The 15,565-nt window shown below is 68.8% G+C and carries 12 protein-coding genes and 1 pseudogene; 5 read left to right on the top strand and 8 right to left on the bottom strand.

Annotated features, from left to right (window positions below; translation table 11 throughout):
- Positions 1-39 precede the first annotated feature (39 nt).
- Positions 40-1,785 carry a CocE/NonD family hydrolase gene (locus tag OG623_RS01875; protein ID WP_406143647.1) on the bottom strand — a complete coding sequence of 582 codons (1,746 nt, stop codon included), beginning with the start codon at positions 1,783-1,785 and terminating at the stop codon, positions 40-42.
- A 122-nt stretch (positions 1,786-1,907) separates the two neighbouring features.
- Here OG623_RS01875 and OG623_RS01880 point away from each other — a divergent pair, with 122 nt between their 5' ends.
- Entirely contained in the window at positions 1,908-2,543 is a 636-nt protein-coding gene (locus OG623_RS01880; protein WP_406143649.1) for a TetR family transcriptional regulator, read from the top strand.
- Positions 2,544-2,550: 7 nt separating this feature from the next.
- Here OG623_RS01880 and OG623_RS01885 read toward each other — a convergent pair whose 3' ends face one another.
- On the bottom strand, positions 2,551-3,228 hold the full coding sequence (locus OG623_RS01885; RefSeq protein WP_406143651.1) for a TetR/AcrR family transcriptional regulator: 678 nt from the start codon (positions 3,226-3,228) through the stop codon (positions 2,551-2,553).
- A gap of 115 nt (positions 3,229-3,343) precedes the next feature.
- On the opposite strand from OG623_RS01885, the gene OG623_RS01890 reads away from it, so the two are divergent.
- Both OG623_RS01890 and acs read left to right on the top strand, forming a co-directional pair.
- Complete coding sequence (locus tag OG623_RS01890; RefSeq protein WP_406143652.1) at positions 3,344-4,042, top strand: hypothetical protein; 699 nt, start codon at positions 3,344-3,346, stop codon at positions 4,040-4,042.
- A gap of 216 nt (positions 4,043-4,258) precedes the next feature.
- Entirely contained in the window at positions 4,259-6,241 is a 1,983-nt protein-coding gene (gene acs, locus OG623_RS01895) for an acetate--CoA ligase (protein ID WP_406143654.1), read from the top strand.
- A gap of 9 nt (positions 6,242-6,250) precedes the next feature.
- Here the strand turns inward: acs and OG623_RS01900 are convergent, their stop codons facing one another.
- Positions 6,251-6,979 (bottom strand): GntR family transcriptional regulator, encoded by a 729-nt coding sequence (locus OG623_RS01900; protein WP_406143656.1) that lies wholly within the window; start codon positions 6,977-6,979, stop codon positions 6,251-6,253.
- A 244-nt stretch (positions 6,980-7,223) separates the two neighbouring features.
- Here OG623_RS01900 and OG623_RS01905 point away from each other — a divergent pair, with 244 nt between their 5' ends.
- Together OG623_RS01905 and scpA are read left to right on the top strand one after the other, a co-directional pair.
- Positions 7,224-9,008: a methylmalonyl-CoA mutase family protein gene (locus tag OG623_RS01905; RefSeq protein WP_406143657.1), complete on the top strand. Its 1,785-nt coding sequence runs from the start codon at positions 7,224-7,226 to the stop codon at positions 9,006-9,008.
- Positions 9,008-11,188, top strand: a complete 2,181-nt coding sequence (gene scpA, locus OG623_RS01910) for a methylmalonyl-CoA mutase (RefSeq protein ID WP_406143658.1) — start codon at positions 9,008-9,010, stop codon at positions 11,186-11,188. The genes OG623_RS01905 and scpA overlap by 1 nt, the downstream gene beginning before the upstream one ends.
- Positions 11,189-11,257: 69 nt before the next feature.
- Here the strand turns inward: scpA and OG623_RS01915 are convergent, their stop codons facing one another.
- From OG623_RS01915 to OG623_RS01935, 5 genes and pseudogenes are all read right to left on the bottom strand, one after another.
- A complete protein-coding gene (locus OG623_RS01915; protein WP_406143660.1) occupies positions 11,258-11,620 on the bottom strand; it encodes a fibronectin type III-like domain-contianing protein in 363 nt (120 codons plus the stop codon).
- A gap of 28 nt (positions 11,621-11,648) precedes the next feature.
- Positions 11,649-11,945: pseudogene (locus OG623_RS01920) on the bottom strand (glycoside hydrolase family 3 N-terminal domain-containing protein); the annotation flags it as partial.
- 112 nt (positions 11,946-12,057) lie between these two features.
- Positions 12,058-12,942, bottom strand: coding sequence for a fumarylacetoacetate hydrolase family protein (locus OG623_RS01925; protein WP_406143662.1), 885 nt, complete (start codon positions 12,940-12,942; stop codon positions 12,058-12,060).
- Positions 12,943-13,043: 101 nt separating this feature from the next.
- The gene (locus tag OG623_RS01930) at positions 13,044-14,183 is read right to left on the bottom strand and encodes a DUF3500 domain-containing protein (RefSeq protein WP_406143663.1); all 1,140 of its coding nucleotides are present in this window, start codon (positions 14,181-14,183) and stop codon (positions 13,044-13,046) included.
- Positions 14,184-14,268: 85 nt separating this feature from the next.
- Positions 14,269-15,513 carry an MFS transporter gene (locus tag OG623_RS01935; protein ID WP_406143665.1) on the bottom strand — a complete coding sequence of 415 codons (1,245 nt, stop codon included), beginning with the start codon at positions 15,511-15,513 and terminating at the stop codon, positions 14,269-14,271.
- Between the last annotated feature and the right edge of the window lie 52 nt (positions 15,514-15,565).

The following is a 15,565-nucleotide window of genomic DNA, read 5'->3' on the forward strand; positions in this document are numbered from 1 at the left end:
CTGCCCCGGCCGGCCGGGCGGCGGGCCGGGGCGCCGGCGTTACGCGGTCCTGACGGGGAGCCGCAGGTACGACGCGTGGTCACCCCCCGTGTGGATGATGTGCTGTCCACTGTTGGCCGGGACGTACTCACGGTTTCCGGGCATCATCGTGCCCAGGAGCGAACGACTGCTGACGACGAAGCGGAGCTGTTCGCCCGGGTGGAAGGTGAGTCCGACCGGAAGCAGATCGACCTCGATGTCGACGACTTCGCCGGGTGAGAGCTTCTCGACCCGGTCGAAGCTGTGGGCGGGGACGTCCTCCGTGGACAGCGCCTTGTCCAGGTGTCGCAGCGAGACGCGCAGTCGTCCGTCAGAGCCCTTGTACCGCAGGATCGAGGCGCCGCGCTCGGTGACGTCCTGGATCAGTGCGCCCTGGTTGGGCACGGTGAACTGCTGCAGCGGTGTGCCGTACGCGTCGAGCTTCTGGACGAGGAGGAACAGGTCCATGTCGTCGGAGCCCTGGGCCTCGACCCAGAGGTGCGCCTTCGGGTATCCGACCAGCACGGTCTCCTGCTCGAAGCGCGTCACGAACGACACCGTGTCCGGGTTGGCACCGGCGGTGTAGGAGACCGTCGCATCGGCGGCGGGTGGCTCTGTCGACAGGGTCCGTGAGCGGCCGTCGAGATAGTAGTTCGCCGGGGTGACCTCGGCCGGCGGGAACGTGTCGGCCGGGATGTTCACCCGGTCGCCGCCTTCGAGGTCCAGCAGGGAGTAGCGCACGCGTGGCGTCTGCTCCCAGCCGTTGTCCTCGCCCTTGAGGAAGCGGTCGAAGAACCGGCGCAGATCCTCGGTGTTCGCCTCGTCGTAGTAGTCGGGCCACTCCTGGCTGTTGTGGACGCGGAGCCACTTCTGCTCGGACCCCATCCGGCGCCAGGCACGGAAGGTGCCGGCCGTGTGCAGCGTGTTGGAGTAGCTGGCGACGACGTACGCGGGCACGGTGATCCTGTCGAACCGCGGGATCTTGTTCTCCCACAGCTCACTGATCAGCGGGTGCTGCTCGGCCTCGGCGAGGATGTCCTCCTTCTTGCCGTTGCCCCAGAAGCTGCCCTCCTGGAGCTGCTGGGCGAACCCCGTGTCGGGCATGCCGCCACGCATCACCAGGTCACGGTAGACGTCGCTCACGCCCTCCCACGGGTTGATCGCGGCCAGGTGCGGCGGCTGCTCGGCCGCGGTGAACCACTGCGAAACCGCGAGGTAGGACGTTCCGCTCATCGCGACCTTGCCGGTGCACCAGTCCTGGACACCCAGCCACTCGATGAGGTCGTAGCAGTCCCGGCCCTCCTGGCGGTCCCAGAGCACGCTGTCGCCTTCGGAGTGGGCCACGCCCCGGATGTCCGGGTTGCAGATCGCGTAGCCCCGCGCACACCAGTACGCCGGGTCCGGCCCCTCGAACTTCTCCAGGCCCGAGACGATCTTGTTGTCAAGACCGACCATGCCGAAGATGCCCATCACACTTGCGGACGCTCCCTGGCCCTTTCCGTACGGGCTCCACGCCACGATGACCGGCACTTCCTCCGCCCCGACGGGACGGAAGACATCGACGTGAATGGTGACGCCGTCGCGCAGGGTGACCGGCACGTCCTTCTCGAAAACGATGTCGACGGGCAGCGGCTTGAACGCCGGAGCGATCTGGAAACCGGCCTCCAGCGTCCGGGTCCCGGGCTCGTACCCGCTCAGGACGCCGTATCGGGGGGAACTCGGCTCCATCGGCTGGGACGGCGTGAATACCTTCTGGTCATCGCTCATGGGTGCGCTCCTCGCATCGTGTTCGTCCACCGAACGTGCTCTGGCAACGATTCGAGCGTACGGCTGGGAATCCCATAACTCAACCTGCGTTGAGATTCGTGTCGACCAGGTAGTTTTGGACCATGACCGCGCACACGACTCCCGGACCCGGCGCACGCCGCGGACGCCGGCCGGGAACGAACACCACCCGGCAGGCCGTCCTCGACGCGGCCCGCACCCGATTCGCGACCGACGGCTTCACCGGGACCACGATCCGGCGCGTGGCAGCCGATGCCGGGGTGGACGCGTCGTTGGTCATGCAGTTCTTCCGGTCGAAGGACGAGCTGTTCGCCGCCGTCATGTCCGTCCCCGCGGACGCGTTGACGCGCTTCAGCGCGGCGTTCGAGGGGACCGACGACCTGCTCGGCGAGCGCGTGGTGCGCGCCTTCATCGAGGTGTGGGAGGTCGAAGCCCGGACTTCGGAGCCGCTCATGGCGATGCTCAGGGGCGCCATCGTCAACGATCAGGCGAACCAGCAGTTGCGCGAGTTCCTCCAGGAACGCCTGCTCGTCGACGCTATCGCGTCACGCGCCGTCGACGACGCGACGCTCCGGGCGGGCATCGTGTCGTCGATGCTCGTCGGGCTCATGGTGGGACGAGGCGTCGTCGGTGTCCCGACACTCACGGGGGCGGAGCGCGAGACGCTGGTCGCGCTCGTCGGACCCGCCGTGCAGAGCGTACTGGCGCCGACACCACCGGCCACCGACGGCCGGCCCTGAGCCTCCGTCACCGACGGGACGGCTCCGCCGACAGCTCGGGCGTGGACGGTGCGGGGCGGTCGCCGGCGAGGAGGTAGGCGAGCGCCATGGCGCCGAGCTCGTCCGCGTACCGGCTCAGGGCCGCGTCGCCGTCGGCCGGGTCGGGGCGCAGGAAGTTGTGGAAGCAGGCTCCGAGGACAGCGCGGGCCACAGTGTCCAGCGCCGCGTCGGGATCGGAGCGCCGGACCTCGTGAGCGTAGGGGGCGGCGGCTTCGAGCAGGAGGCGGTGGATCTCGGTGATGGTATGGGCTCCGCGGTCCGGAGCGCTGGTCCCTCGCACGCGCAGCAGCTCGGGGAAGAGGTTGCTGCCGTCGGCGAAGGACTCCAGCAACGCATGCGCATAGGCGTCGATCACTCCGGAGAGTGATGGCTCGGCCGCCCGCAGCCGCTCGGCGACGTACTCCTCGCGCCGCTCCAGCATCCGGTCCGTCAGCGCGGCGACCAGCTGTTCCTTGCCCTCGAAGCGGCGGTAGATCGAGCCGACCGCGACGCCGGCGCGCTTCGCGACACCGCTGATCGTCATCTCCTCCAGGCCGGCCGAGGAGGCGATCTCCTCGGCCGCCCGCAGTACGCGAGCCAGGGTCGCGGCGCTGCGTGCCTGCCGAGGCTCGCGGTAGTGCACGCTGCGGGTCGGCTCGTCAGTCATGCCCCGCATGCTATCGGCGACGCTCTTGGTCACTGCCCTTGACAAGCGTTGCTCCCCTCCCGGTAATCTCGAAGTGAACGTGAATTCACATTCGCATACTACCCGGAGGTCACCCATGACCGATGCCAAGACGCCCCAGCCTGTGACCGTGGCCCTGACCTCGGGACCCACAGGCCCCGGCAGCATCGACGACTTCGAGCTGTTCTACGCACGCCGCGCCCTGCACCGCTTCAGGACACGGCTGGGACGCCAGGGTCTGCTCGACCTCCTGGCCGCGGACATCGAGGAAGGCAACGCCTTCCTGCGGGACAGCGCGCTCGCCTCCGACGGCAGCTTCACGAGCGGCACGACGGTGCTGACGACCCAGGGGCTGACAGCGAGCGAGTTCCTGGCCTGGATGGACAAGGCGTTCGCGGCCGACGAGAACGAACTCCTCGCGGCGCACCCCGAGCACTACGTGATGGCCCCCGAGGCCGACGGTTCGTTCAACGTGGTGGAGAACATCGGCCCCCATGTCTGTTCCTTCTTCATGGGCGGCTGGGGCACGGAGGCGATGGCCTGGGCCACCGAGGCGAAGGAACTCCTCCCGGAGTCCGAGTTTCCGCACAAGATGTCCTCGAACCTCTTCCTCGCCGACGGCACGGTCGTCGGGCGGGCACTGACGCAGTTCGGTGACACCGCCGACGGCTTCACGGCGAGCCTCACGGTCTATGTGCCCACCTCCTGCCCCGGGGACGTCCTGGAGCACCACCTCCGGCACTACGCCGTCGAGTTCAGGAACTGGATCCTCGCCGCCGCGGCGGCTCGCGCCTGAGGTACCCGGAATTCCGCTGACCCCGGCAGCGCGGACATGGACGGCGCTACCGGGGTCGTCCGCACCCTGGGGCGAATCGGGGCGGCGAGCCTGCCCGCACCACCATCGCTGTACGGACACTCGATTACACAGTACATTAACAAGCGTGTCATGCCGCGGATGGTGTCCGCGGCCCGGAGGGCATCGGTCCGAGCGCATGAGGGAGAACGAGGGGACATGTCTGCATCACAGGACGGCGGAGCAGGCGGTGAGGGCCGGTCGATCGTGGGTCCCGCGAAGGAGGAGCGGCGCTTCGCTCCCCCGGCCGACATGGCCTCCGGAGCCAACGTCACGGCGGAGGCGTACGCACGGGCCGAGGCCGACCGGCCGGCCTTCTGGGCGGCGCAGGCCCGGCGGCTGACCTGGGCCAGGGAGCCCTCCCAGACCCTGGACCGGTCGAACCCGCCCTTCGCGAAGTGGTTCGCGGACGGCGAGCTGAACGTGGCGTACAACTGCGTCGACCGGCATGTCGAAGCCGGGCACGGGGACCGGATCGCGCTGTACTTCGAGGGCGAGCCGGGTGACAGCAGGGCGATCAGCTATGCCGAGCTGAAGGACGACGTCAGCAGGGCCGCCCATGCTCTGATCGAGCTGGGCGTGACCAAGGGCGACCGGGTCGCGGTGTACCTGCCCATGATCCCCGAGGCCGTGGTCGCGATGCTGGCCTGTGCCAGGATCGGCGCCGCTCACTCGGTGGTCTTCGGGGGATTCTCCGCCGATGCCGTCGCCTCTCGTATCGACGACGCGGACGCCAAAATCGTGATCACAGCGGACGGCGGCTACCGACGCGGCAAGCCGTCCGCGCTCAAGCCCACGGTCGATGAAGCGGTCGGTCGCACCCGGCGGATCGAGCACGTCCTGGTGGTGCGCCGCACCGGCCAGGATGTGGCCTGGACCGAGGGGCGCGACGTGTGGTGGCACGAGATCACCGAGCGGCAGTCCACCGAGCACACTCCCGAGGCCTTCGGCGCCGAACACCCGCTGTTCATCCTCTACACCTCGGGAACCACGGGGAAGCCGAAGGGCATCCTGCACACCTCCGGCGGATATCTGACCCAGACCGGCTACACCCATCACGCGGTGTTCGACCTGAAGCCCGAGACGGACGTCTACTGGTGCACGGCCGACATCGGCTGGATCACCGGCCACTCCTACATCGTCTACGGTCCGCTCTCCAACGGCGCCACCCAGGTGCTCTACGAGGGCACACCGGACACTCCGCACCAGGGCCGCTTCTGGGAGATCGTCCAGAAGTACGGGGTCACCAGCCTCTACACCGCGCCCACCGCGATCCGTACGTTCATGAAGTGGGGCGACGGCATCCCCGCGAAGTTCGACCTGAGCAGTCTGCGGGTGCTGGGCAGCGTCGGCGAGCCGATCAATCCCGAGGCATGGGTCTGGTACCGCGAGAACATCGGCGCCGGCAAGACCCCCGTCGTGGACACCTGGTGGCAGACCGAGACGGGCGCCATGATGATCAGCCCGCTGCCCGGTGTCACCGCGACGAAGCCCGGCTCCGCGCAGACCCCGCTACCCGGTATCGCGGCCACCGTGGTCGACGACGACGCCAACGAGGTGCCGAACGGCTCCGGCGGGTATCTGGTGCTGACCGAGCCCTGGCCGGCGATGCTCCGGACCGTCTGGGGCGATGACCAGCGTTATCTGGACACGTACTGGTCGCGCTTCCCGGGACGTTACTTCGCGGGTGACGGTGCGAGGAAGGACGAGGACGGGGATATCTGGCTGCTCGGGCGGGTGGACGACGTGATGCTCGTTTCCGGCCACAACATCTCCACCGCCGAGGTCGAATCCGCGCTCGTCTCGCACCCCGAGGTCGCCGAGTCGGCCGTCGTGGGTGCCGCCGACGCCACCACGGGGCAGGCCATCGTCGCCTTCGTCATCCTGCGCGACACCGCAGCGGACAGCGCCGAGCTGAGCGCGGAACTGCGCGACCATGTCGGCAGGACCCTCGGCCCGATCACCAAGCCCAAGCGGGTCATCGTCGTCTCCGAGCTGCCCAAGACCCGCTCAGGCAAGATCATGCGCCGTCTGCTGCGCGACATCGCCGAGAACCGCGAGGTGGGTGACGTCAGCACCCTCACCGACTCCTCGGTGATGGACCTGATCAGGGGCGGGCTGCCGACACCGGACCAGGATTGACGAAACGCCCTACGGACCGCATGCCGCGGCCAGCGCACTGCGCACCCGCACGGGTTCGTACATGGGCGAAGCCATCGAGAGCACCACGAGAGCGGTGCGGCCGAGATGGGCCGCGAGCGCGTGGGCTGCGGCGCTCGCGTCACGCGCCTTCACCGCCTCCGCGATGGTGCGGTGCTGCTCGCTCGTGCCCGCCTGCCACTCGAGCGGGTTCCACGACACGAAGGCCATGCGATAGCGCGTGGCGTGGTCCGACAGCAGGGAGAGCTCCCGCTCGAGGCGTGGGCCCGACGGGTGGACCAGGGCCCGATGGAACTTCTCGTGGGGACACTCCCACTGCTCCACGTCCCCGGTGCTCGCGGTGTCGTCCATCTCCTGGAGATACCGGTCGAGCCCTTGCAGATGCTCCTCGCTCATCCGTGGTACGGCGATGCCGATCGCGAGCGATTCCAGGCTGATGCGCATCGCGTAGAGCTCATCGAGGTCCTCGTCGCTGAAGGCCGCCACCCGGGCACGGTGCTGCGACTCCTGCTGGATGAAGCCTTCGCGCTGCAGGATCCTGAGCGCCTCACGCAGCGGGCCACGGCTCACCCCGAGCTGCCGGGCGAGCTCGACCTGCGACAACGGGTCACCGGCGCGCAGGTCACCGTGCATGATCGAGCGCCGCAGCGCATGGTGAGCTCTGCTCACCTCGTCGGGGTGGGCCACCTTGTCCGCCACCTCGGCCGGCTGTGCTGTCATCGGTGCTGACCTTTCGCGTCCTCGTTCGGCGTCCGGACCGTGCCCTGAGCGCCCGGGCGAGCTGCAGATACCACCGTAGCTGACGACAACCACCAGTCTGCAGACACTTTCGCAAACGTATCGGCACCGGCCGACGCCGCATACCCCACCGGACCGCTGATCTCAGCCCTTCGGTAAGGCCAGGAGCTCGCGCAGCGTAGGCAAAGTGTTGACATTTTCCAGATGGTCCCTACAGTGATGTGTCATGACCGTCGCCCCGGCAGCTCCATCCCCTCCCCCGGACCATGAACAGTGGCAGCGCCTCGCGGCGGATGTCCTGCGCAGGTCGGGGAGTGACCTCTCCGGCTCGGAAGCGGAGAGCGCCCTGTCCACCGCCTTGGAGGACGGGCTGCGCGTCCAGCCCCTGTACACCGCGTACGACACCGCGCCCGACGCCGGCCTTCCCGGTTTCGCGCCCTACGTCCGGGGCGGCCGCGCCGAGGGTGCCACCCTCGGCGGCTGGGACGTACGGCAGAGGCACACGACCGCCGACCCCGCCACGGTCCTCACCGACCTGGAGAACGGCGTGACCTCGCTCTGGCTGGTCCTGGGCGACCAGGGCATCCCGGTGTCATCACTGGGCCTGGCCCTCGACGGCGTCCATCTCGACCTCGCCCCCGTCACACTGGACGCCGGGCACGAGGCAGGGCCGGCGGCGGAGGCCTTGCTGCGGCTGTACGACGAACGGGGAGTCGACAGGGCGTCGGTGCGCGGCAACCTGGGAGCCGACCCGCTGGGTCACGAGGCCAGGACCGGGGAGCGCGTGGACTTCGCCCCCGTGGCCGGTCTCGCCCGGCGGTGCGCCGACGCGTATCCGGGGCTGCGGTCGTCGACCGTGGACGCACTGCCGTACCACGAGGCCGGCGGCTCGGCCGCCCAGGAGCTGGGGTGTTCGCTGGCGACCGGGGTCGCCACCCTGCGCGAGCTGACCACGGCCGGGCTGAGCGTCGAACAGGCCGTCGCGCAGCTGGAGTTCCGGTACGCGGCCACTGCGGACCAGTTCCTGACGATCGCCAAACTGCGGGCCGCGCGACGGCTGTGGGCGCGGGTGGCCGAGGTGTGCGGGGCGCCGGGCCGGCAGGTCCAGCATGTCGTCACCTCGCCGGTCATGATGTCGCGCCGTGATCCCTGGGTGAACATGCTGCGCACGACGGTCGCGACGCTGGCCGGGGGCGTGGGCGGCGCCGACGCCGTCACCGTGCTGCCCTTCGACCACGCACTCGGACTGCCGGACCCGTTCGCCCGCCGGATCGCTCGCAATACGTCGACGGTCCTGGTGGAGGAATCCCATCTGGCCAGGGTGATCGACCCGGCGGGCGGCTCCTGGTACGTGGAGCGGCTCACGGACGAACTCGCCCACGCGGGCTGGGAGTTCTTCCGTTGGATCGAAGGGGCCGGAGGGCAGGCGGCCGCTCTGAGGTCGGGGCGGCTCGGCCAGGCCCTCTCGGACACCTGGGCGGTGCGCTCCGCGAAGCTCGCCGAGCGGCACGAACCCATCACCGGGGTCAGCGAGTTCCCGAACCTCGCCGAGCCTCTCGTGGGGCGCGAGCCGGCTCCCGAGCCACCTTCCGGCGGGCTGCCGCGCGTGCGGCGTGACGACGCGTTCGAGGCTCTGCGCGCCCGCTCGGATCAGCATCTCGCGACGACCGGCTCCAGGCCACGGATCTTCCTCGCCGCCATCGGGCCCGCCTCCGCCCACACGGCTCGTCTCTCCTTCGCCTCGAACCTGTTCCAGGCGGGTGGCATCGAGCCCGTCAGCGTGGGTTCGTACGAGGACAGCGGCGCCACCGAGGCCTGTCTGTGTGCGAGTGACGCACTGTACGAGGAACAGGCCGCGTCGCTCGCGGAGAGCCTGAAGTCCGCCGGTGCGGAGCATGTGTTCCTCGCAGGCCGTTCAGGGCCCTACCCGGGTGTCGACGCATCCGTGTTCACAGGCTGCGACGTGGTCGCCGTACTCTCCACCACCCTCGATCGCATGGGAGTGTCCTGATGACGACGACAGGAATCCCCGACTTCTCGGAAGTTTGTCTGGGGACCCCGAAGGTCGAAGGCAGTAACGACGAGTGGCGCAGCGCCGCACAGAAGGCTGCCGACGGTGGTGAGTTGCTCTGGGAGACTCCGGAGGGTATCGAGGTCAAGCCGCTGTATACGGGGCGGGATGTGGAGGGGCTGGATTTCCTGGGGACGTATCCGGGGATCGCTCCGTATGTGCGTGGCCCGTATCCGACGATGTATGTGAATCAGCCGTGGACGATCCGGCAGTATGCGGGGTTTTCGACGGCGGAGGAGTCGAACGCGTTCTACCGGCGTAATCTCGCGGCCGGTCAGAAGGGTTTGTCGATCGCGTTCGACCTGCCCACGCACCGAGGGTACGACAGTGACCACCCCAGGGTGACCGGTGATGTCGGGATGGCGGGCGTGGCGATCGACTCGATCTACGACATGCGCCAGTTGTTCGACGGGATTCCGCTGGACCGGATGTCGGTGTCGATGACGATGAACGGTGCGGTGCTGCCGGTCCTGGCCCTGTACATCGTGGCCGCCGAGGAGCAGGGTGTGCCGGCCGAGAAGCTGGCCGGGACCATCCAGAACGACATCCTCAAGGAGTTCATGGTCCGCAACACCTATATCTATCCGCCAGGCCCGTCGATGCGGATCATCTCGGACATCTTCGCGTTCACCTCGCAGAAGATGCCCCGCTACAACTCCATCTCGATCTCCGGCTACCACATCCAGGAGGCCGGTGCGACGGCTGATCTGGAGCTCGCCTACACCCTGGCGGACGGGGTGGAGTACCTACGGGCGGGGCAGGCGGCGGGACTGGACGTCGACGCGTTCGCACCACGGCTGTCGTTCTTCTGGGCGATCGGTATGAACTTCTTCATGGAGATCGCGAAGCTGCGGGCGGCCCGGTTGCTGTGGGCGCGGCTGGTGCGGGAGTTCGGTCCGAAGAATCCCAAGTCGCTGTCGTTGCGTACGCATTCGCAGACCTCGGGGTGGTCGTTGACCGCGCAGGACGTGTTCAACAATGTGACCCGTACCTGTGTGGAGGCGATGGCGGCGACGCAGGGGCATACGCAGTCGCTGCACACCAATGCCCTGGACGAGGCGCTCGCCCTGCCCACCGACTTCTCCGCGCGTATTGCCCGCAACACGCAGCTGTTGCTGCAGCAGGAGTCGGGCACGACCCGGGTCATCGACCCCTGGGGTGGCAGCGCCTATGTCGAGAAGCTGACACACGATCTGGCGGAGCGGGCCTGGCAGCACATCGAGGAGGTCGAGGCAGCCGGCGGCATGGCCAAGGCCATCGACGCGGGCATCCCCAAGCTCCGCATCGAGGAAGCAGCGGCCCGCACCCAAGCCCGCATCGACGCCGGACGCCAGCCCGTCATCGGCGTCAACAAATACCGCGTCGAGACCGACGAGAAGATCGACGTACTCAAAGTCGACAACACCTCCGTCCGCACCCAGCAGATCGAAAAACTTGACCGGCTGCGCGCAGGGCGCGACGAAACAGCCTGCCAGGACGCACTCCACGCGCTGACCCGCGCCGCGAAGGGCACAGGCAACCTGCTGGCACTCGCGGTGGACGCGGCCCGGGCGATGGCCACGGTCGGTGAGATCTCCGACGCGCTGGAGAAGGTGTACGGCAGGCACGCGGGCCAGATCCGTACGATCTCCGGCGTCTACCGCAAAGAGGCAGGAGAGTCCCCCTCCGTGGACCGCACCCGCACACTCGTCGACGACTTCGAGGAAGCCGAAGGCCGCCGCCCACGCATCCTCGTCGCCAAGATGGGCCAGGACGGCCACGACCGCGGCCAGAAAGTCATCGCCACCGCCTTCGCCGACCTCGGCTTCGACGTCGACGTCGGCCCCCTCTTCCAGACACCGGGCGAAGTCGCCCGCCAAGCCGTCGAAGCAGACGTCCACATCGTCGGCGTCTCCTCACTCGCCGCCGGCCACCTCACCCTCGTACCCGCCCTACGCGAAGAACTCACCAAGGAAGGCCGCGAGGACATCATGATCGTGGTCGGCGGAGTCATCCCACCCCAGGACGTACCCACCCTCCTCGACATCGGAGCCGCCGCCGTCTTCCCGCCCGGCACCGTGATCCCGGACGCCGCCCACGACCTGGTCGCGCGGCTCGCCTCAGGGCTCGGGCACGGGTAGCTCCCGGGCGTCGGTCCCCAGCGGCCGTCATCCCCGTGCCGTGGGGATGACGGCCTTCACAGACCGAGGTCAGCTCTTGGGCGTGACCTCGCCGGTGAGCTGGATGTCCCGGGACGACGAACCGACCGAGGTGGTCTGCTCGCCTGGAGCCGTGGTCCAGCCGTCCTCCCAGTGCTGGAAGCTCCGTGCGTCCAAGGACGTGGTGACCGTCCTGGTCTCACCCGCCTTCAGCTCCGTCCGCTCGAACCCACGCAGGGACAGCGGCGGTTCGCCCGCGCTGTCGGGCTGCGTCACGTACACCTGGGAGACCTCGGCGCCGTCTCGGTCGCCCGAGTTGGTCACGTCGTAGGACGCGGCGACGTTCCCGTCGGCGTCGGGGGCCTTGACGTCGAGGCCGGAGCTTGCTCTGGATGCCGTCGATGTCGGTGGCACCGATCTGCCCGGCGAGATAGGGGTCCTCGCCGAAGGACTCGAAGGCACGGCCCCAACGCGGGTCGCGGACGATGTTGACCGTGGGTCCGAGTTCGACGTTGGCGCCCTTGTCCGCCTGCTCGGCGCAGAGCACCTCGCCGTACTCCTTCATCAGACCGGTGTCCCAGCTCGCGGCCCCCGAGACCGGGGATGCAAGCTGCATGACTCCCCTGAGGTGGCCGCCGACGCCCGCAGGGCCGTCGCGGAGGTGCAGGGGTGGGATGCCGAGCCTGTCGTTGCCGTCGACACAGCCGACGTAACCGCACGACTCCCCGCCGTGGACCATGTTGAGCTACTCCGCCTCCGTCTCCACTCCGTCCTTCTCGACGGTCCAGATGAGGATCGGGGCCGCCGGCCAAGCCGGCGGACCACGGACCACGGGAAAGAGGTGAGGGGGATCAGGAACGGTCGGCGCTGAGGGCGGACACCACTTCCGACCGGCAGTGGTTGCCCACCACCGCGCTGCGCAGTGTGCCAAGTCGTTCGACCTCGACCTCGACCGTGTCACCCGGCTGCAGCAGACGAGGAGGCTTACGGGCGTACCCGACGCCCGACGGCGTCCCGGTCGCGAGGAGGTCACCGGGTCGCAGGGTCAGGGTGTGGGAGATGTGTGACAGCGTCTCCCCGACCGGGTAGATCAGCTGATCGGTGGAACCGTCCTGCATGGTCTCGCCGTTGACACGGGTCCGCAGCCGCAGGCCGTCCCTGAGGTCTCCGACCTCGGTGGCGGGAACCATCGGACCGAGGGGTCCCGACCGGTCTCCGTTCTTGCCCAGGATCCACTGGGAGGTCAGCTTCTGCGCCCTGCGGGAGGTCAGGTCGTTGAATGTGGAGTAACCGATGACCGCGGCCAGCGCCTCCTCGGGCGAGGCGTCGACGAGCGGCGCTCCGACCCAGGCGACGACCTCGCCCTCCCAGTCAAGCCCCTCCTCGTTGGACGGTACGGGGACCTCGGCCCCGTCCACGGTGAGGGACTGGGTCCACCGGGCGAAGAGCGTGGGATACGGCGGCAGTTCCTGGTCGCGGTAGCTGCCCTCCGCCGCGTGCTGCGAATAGTTGAGCCCGATGCAGATGACGCGCGCCTCGGGAAGAACCGGGGGAACCTGCTCGACCGAGGCGGTGGCGAGTGTCGGCCCGGTGGGCGGCTTGGAGAGGTACCCCGCCGGGTCGGCCCAGAAGTCCCCCAGCGGAGCGATGACGGTGACTTCATCGCCCCGCTCGGCCAGGGAGGCGACCTCCACACCTGAGCCGATGTGCGGTTGCCTGACGCCCACTATTCTCACTTGATCTTCCTTTCGGTATCCGGGGCTCGGCCCCAGGACATATCGGGTGCACTGTGGCGGCGGACGACCTGCCGGTGGCCACAGGGGTACGGTCCGGGCGGTCAGTCGGCGCCGTCCGCACGCGAGCCCGTGTGGTCGTGGTCCAGGTGGTGCTGCATCAGCAGGTCCGCGCCGAAGTCGTTGGAGGGATCCCGCCAGACGCTGTGCACGTGGTTGGCGTCGTCCTCGGCGTTGTCGAACTCCACGAGCGTGACCGGGCCCTGGATACGGAAGTAGTGCGGCACGTCGACGGACCTGCCACCGGCCCAGGCGAAGCGCAGCTCGTCGACGCCGCCGGCGGCCGCGATGCGGTCCATCTCGAAGCCGACAAGGCCCGGCCGAGCACGCTCGACGAACCGGGCGAGCAGCTCGTCGAAGCGCCCGCGCTGGGTGGTGGAGAGATCGCCGACCCGGATGCCACGGGGATGGGCACGGAAGTAGGCCAGGGCCTTGCGGTCCTCGTCGGTGATCATCGCGTCGCGGCGGCCGACACCGTGGTAGGCGGGGTATTCGACCTCGCCGATGGCCTCGACCGTGCGGGTGACGAAGTCGGCCGGCGGCTTGTGGTGGATGATCGCCTCCTTCTGCTGGGGCCCGGCAAGGCTGTACAGCAGGTCGAAGGCCGTGTCCTCCTCCTCCCCCAGGATCCGGAACGGGCCGTGGCGGGCCGGCTCGGCACCGAGCAGGAAGGGGGTGGCGCTGATCAGGTCGCCGTCGACGACGGTGACGTTGATCGACAGGTGGTGGCCGACCAGCCTCCAGCCCCAGGTGGTGTCCGGCTGCGGCTGGCCGAAGAAGGTGAGGAAGTAGCCGCGCGCGTCGCGCAGGGTGGCCGCGACATGGCCGAACACGGGCAGATTGAGTTCGCGGAGCACATGCTCGTTGGACATCACCTGGACCACACGGGCGTACGCCGGGAGCGACATCGACTCGGCGATCAGCCGGTGCGCCAGTACCTCCTGGCGCCGGTCGAGCTCCCCGAGCGGCAGGCCGTGCCGACCGGACTCGGGCAGGAAGTTCCAGTGTGTACGCCCGGGGTCCGAGTGCGGCAGCAGCACCCGTGCGCGCTGGTCGGCGTCGAGGCCGTCGAACAGCCCCATCGCCGCGAACGTGACCGCTGTCGCGTCGAACGACCCGTCAGGACGCGGCCGGTGTGCCTTCGGAAGCTCACCGTCGGAGTGCTGGTGTGGTGTCGTCGTCATGGCGTTCCCTGCCTTTCTTCATGGTGGGTCTCTGTGCGGGGTGGTTCCGGCTCGTGCCCGGCGCCAGGACACCGGGTGGTCCTGTTCACGCGTGGGCCGCGTCGTAGCGGTAGGGGCCGAGGCACATGAACAGGCCGGCGCAGATCACACATACGACGGCCAGTGTGAGCATCGCCGGAGTGTAGGAGCCGAAGCTCTCCCGGCTCGCGCTCACCGCGGACGAGGCGATCGCCCCGCCGATCTGGAACGCCGAGAACGCGATGCCGTAGATCTTGCCGTAAGCCATACGTCCGAAATGCCGGGGGACGAGATAGCTGAGGACGTCGAACTCCGAGCCGATCAGCAGTCCGGCCAGCGCCGCGGCGATGAGTCCCGTCACCACGTTCGGTCCCGCGGCGAACAGCAGCACCGCGATGAGTCCGCCGGCGAGGTTGCAGGACATGACCACCGCAGCCTTGAAACGGTCGAGCAGCCAGCCGGTCACGACCCTGGCCACGATGAGCGCGAGCCCGAGAGCGACCGGCAGCAGATTGGCCACGTTCTCGTCGACGCCGGCGTCGAGCAGCAGGGGAATCTGATAGACGGTGATGGACGAGCCGACAAGGCCGAGCAGGAGGAACGCGCCCAGGATGAGCCAGAACGGCCGCCTCCTGGCGGAGACCTTCAGGGTGTCGCCACCCGTCCGGACATCCGTGGTGCGCGGGGTCGGTTCGGTGATGAGGAAGTAGGCGACCGGGAAGGCGATGAGCGCCACCGCGCCGAGCCCGAGGAAGGCCACCCGCCAGCCGAACGCCCCGATCAGCCACGCGGTGAGGATGGGGACGAGCACCGTGCCGATTCCTATGCCGGAGTTGGCGATCCCCAGGGCGAACCCGAGCTTGCGCTCGAACCAGCCGGCCGTGAGCCGGAGGTAGGAGACCGGCCAGAGCCCCAGGCCGCAGAGCGGGATGAGGGCCCAGGCCAGGTAGAACACGGACAGGTTGTCGGGCAGGAAGTACATCGACATCAGGGAGAGCCCGAAGACCGGGGAGCTCCACAGGATGAGGCGGCGTCCGCCCAACCGGTCGACGAGGTACCCCTGCAGGGGCGAGATGATCATGACCGTGATGCTGAGGAGGGAAGCGCCCAGACCGATGGCGGAGACACTCCAGCCGAACTCCCGGTGGAGCGGGGTGATGAACACACCGAACGACATGACCGCGAGCACGCTGGGGCCGACCGTGAGCCCCAGTGCGGACGCCATGGCCGTACGCCACCCTGTCGTTGCGTCACCGGTGCCGGTGGGTTCTTCGCTTTCCTGGATGAGCGTTGCGGACTTGTCCATGGTCATGCGGAATCCTCCTTGATTCCCCTTCACCCGGCAGTGGGAACCCTGGGGCTCG

The sequence above is a fragment of the Streptomyces sp. NBC_01012 genome (assembly GCF_045162755.1).
GTDB lineage: Bacteria > Actinomycetota > Actinomycetes > Streptomycetales > Streptomycetaceae > Streptomyces.

What these genes read in the sequence shown, in the direction of transcription:
- OG623_RS01875 (WP_406143647.1), bottom strand. Translation starts at nt 1,785, where the DNA reads ATGAGCGATGACCAGAAGGTATTCACGCCGTCCCAGCCGATGGAGCCG.
- OG623_RS01880 (WP_406143649.1), top strand. Translation starts at nt 1,908, where the DNA reads ATGACCGCGCACACGACTCCCGGACCCGGCGCACGCCGCGGACGCCGG.
- OG623_RS01885 (WP_406143651.1), bottom strand. Translation starts at nt 3,228, where the DNA reads ATGACTGACGAGCCGACCCGCAGCGTGCACTACCGCGAGCCTCGGCAG.
- OG623_RS01890 (WP_406143652.1), top strand. Translation starts at nt 3,344, where the DNA reads ATGACCGATGCCAAGACGCCCCAGCCTGTGACCGTGGCCCTGACCTCG.
- acs (WP_406143654.1), top strand. Translation starts at nt 4,259, where the DNA reads ATGTCTGCATCACAGGACGGCGGAGCAGGCGGTGAGGGCCGGTCGATC.
- OG623_RS01900 (WP_406143656.1), bottom strand. Translation starts at nt 6,979, where the DNA reads ATGACAGCACAGCCGGCCGAGGTGGCGGACAAGGTGGCCCACCCCGAC.
- OG623_RS01905 (WP_406143657.1), top strand. Translation starts at nt 7,224, where the DNA reads ATGACCGTCGCCCCGGCAGCTCCATCCCCTCCCCCGGACCATGAACAG.
- scpA (WP_406143658.1), top strand. Translation starts at nt 9,008, where the DNA reads ATGACGACGACAGGAATCCCCGACTTCTCGGAAGTTTGTCTGGGGACC.
- OG623_RS01930 (WP_406143663.1), bottom strand. Translation starts at nt 14,183, where the DNA reads ATGACGACGACACCACACCAGCACTCCGACGGTGAGCTTCCGAAGGCA.
- OG623_RS01935 (WP_406143665.1), bottom strand. Translation starts at nt 15,513, where the DNA reads ATGACCATGGACAAGTCCGCAACGCTCATCCAGGAAAGCGAAGAACCC.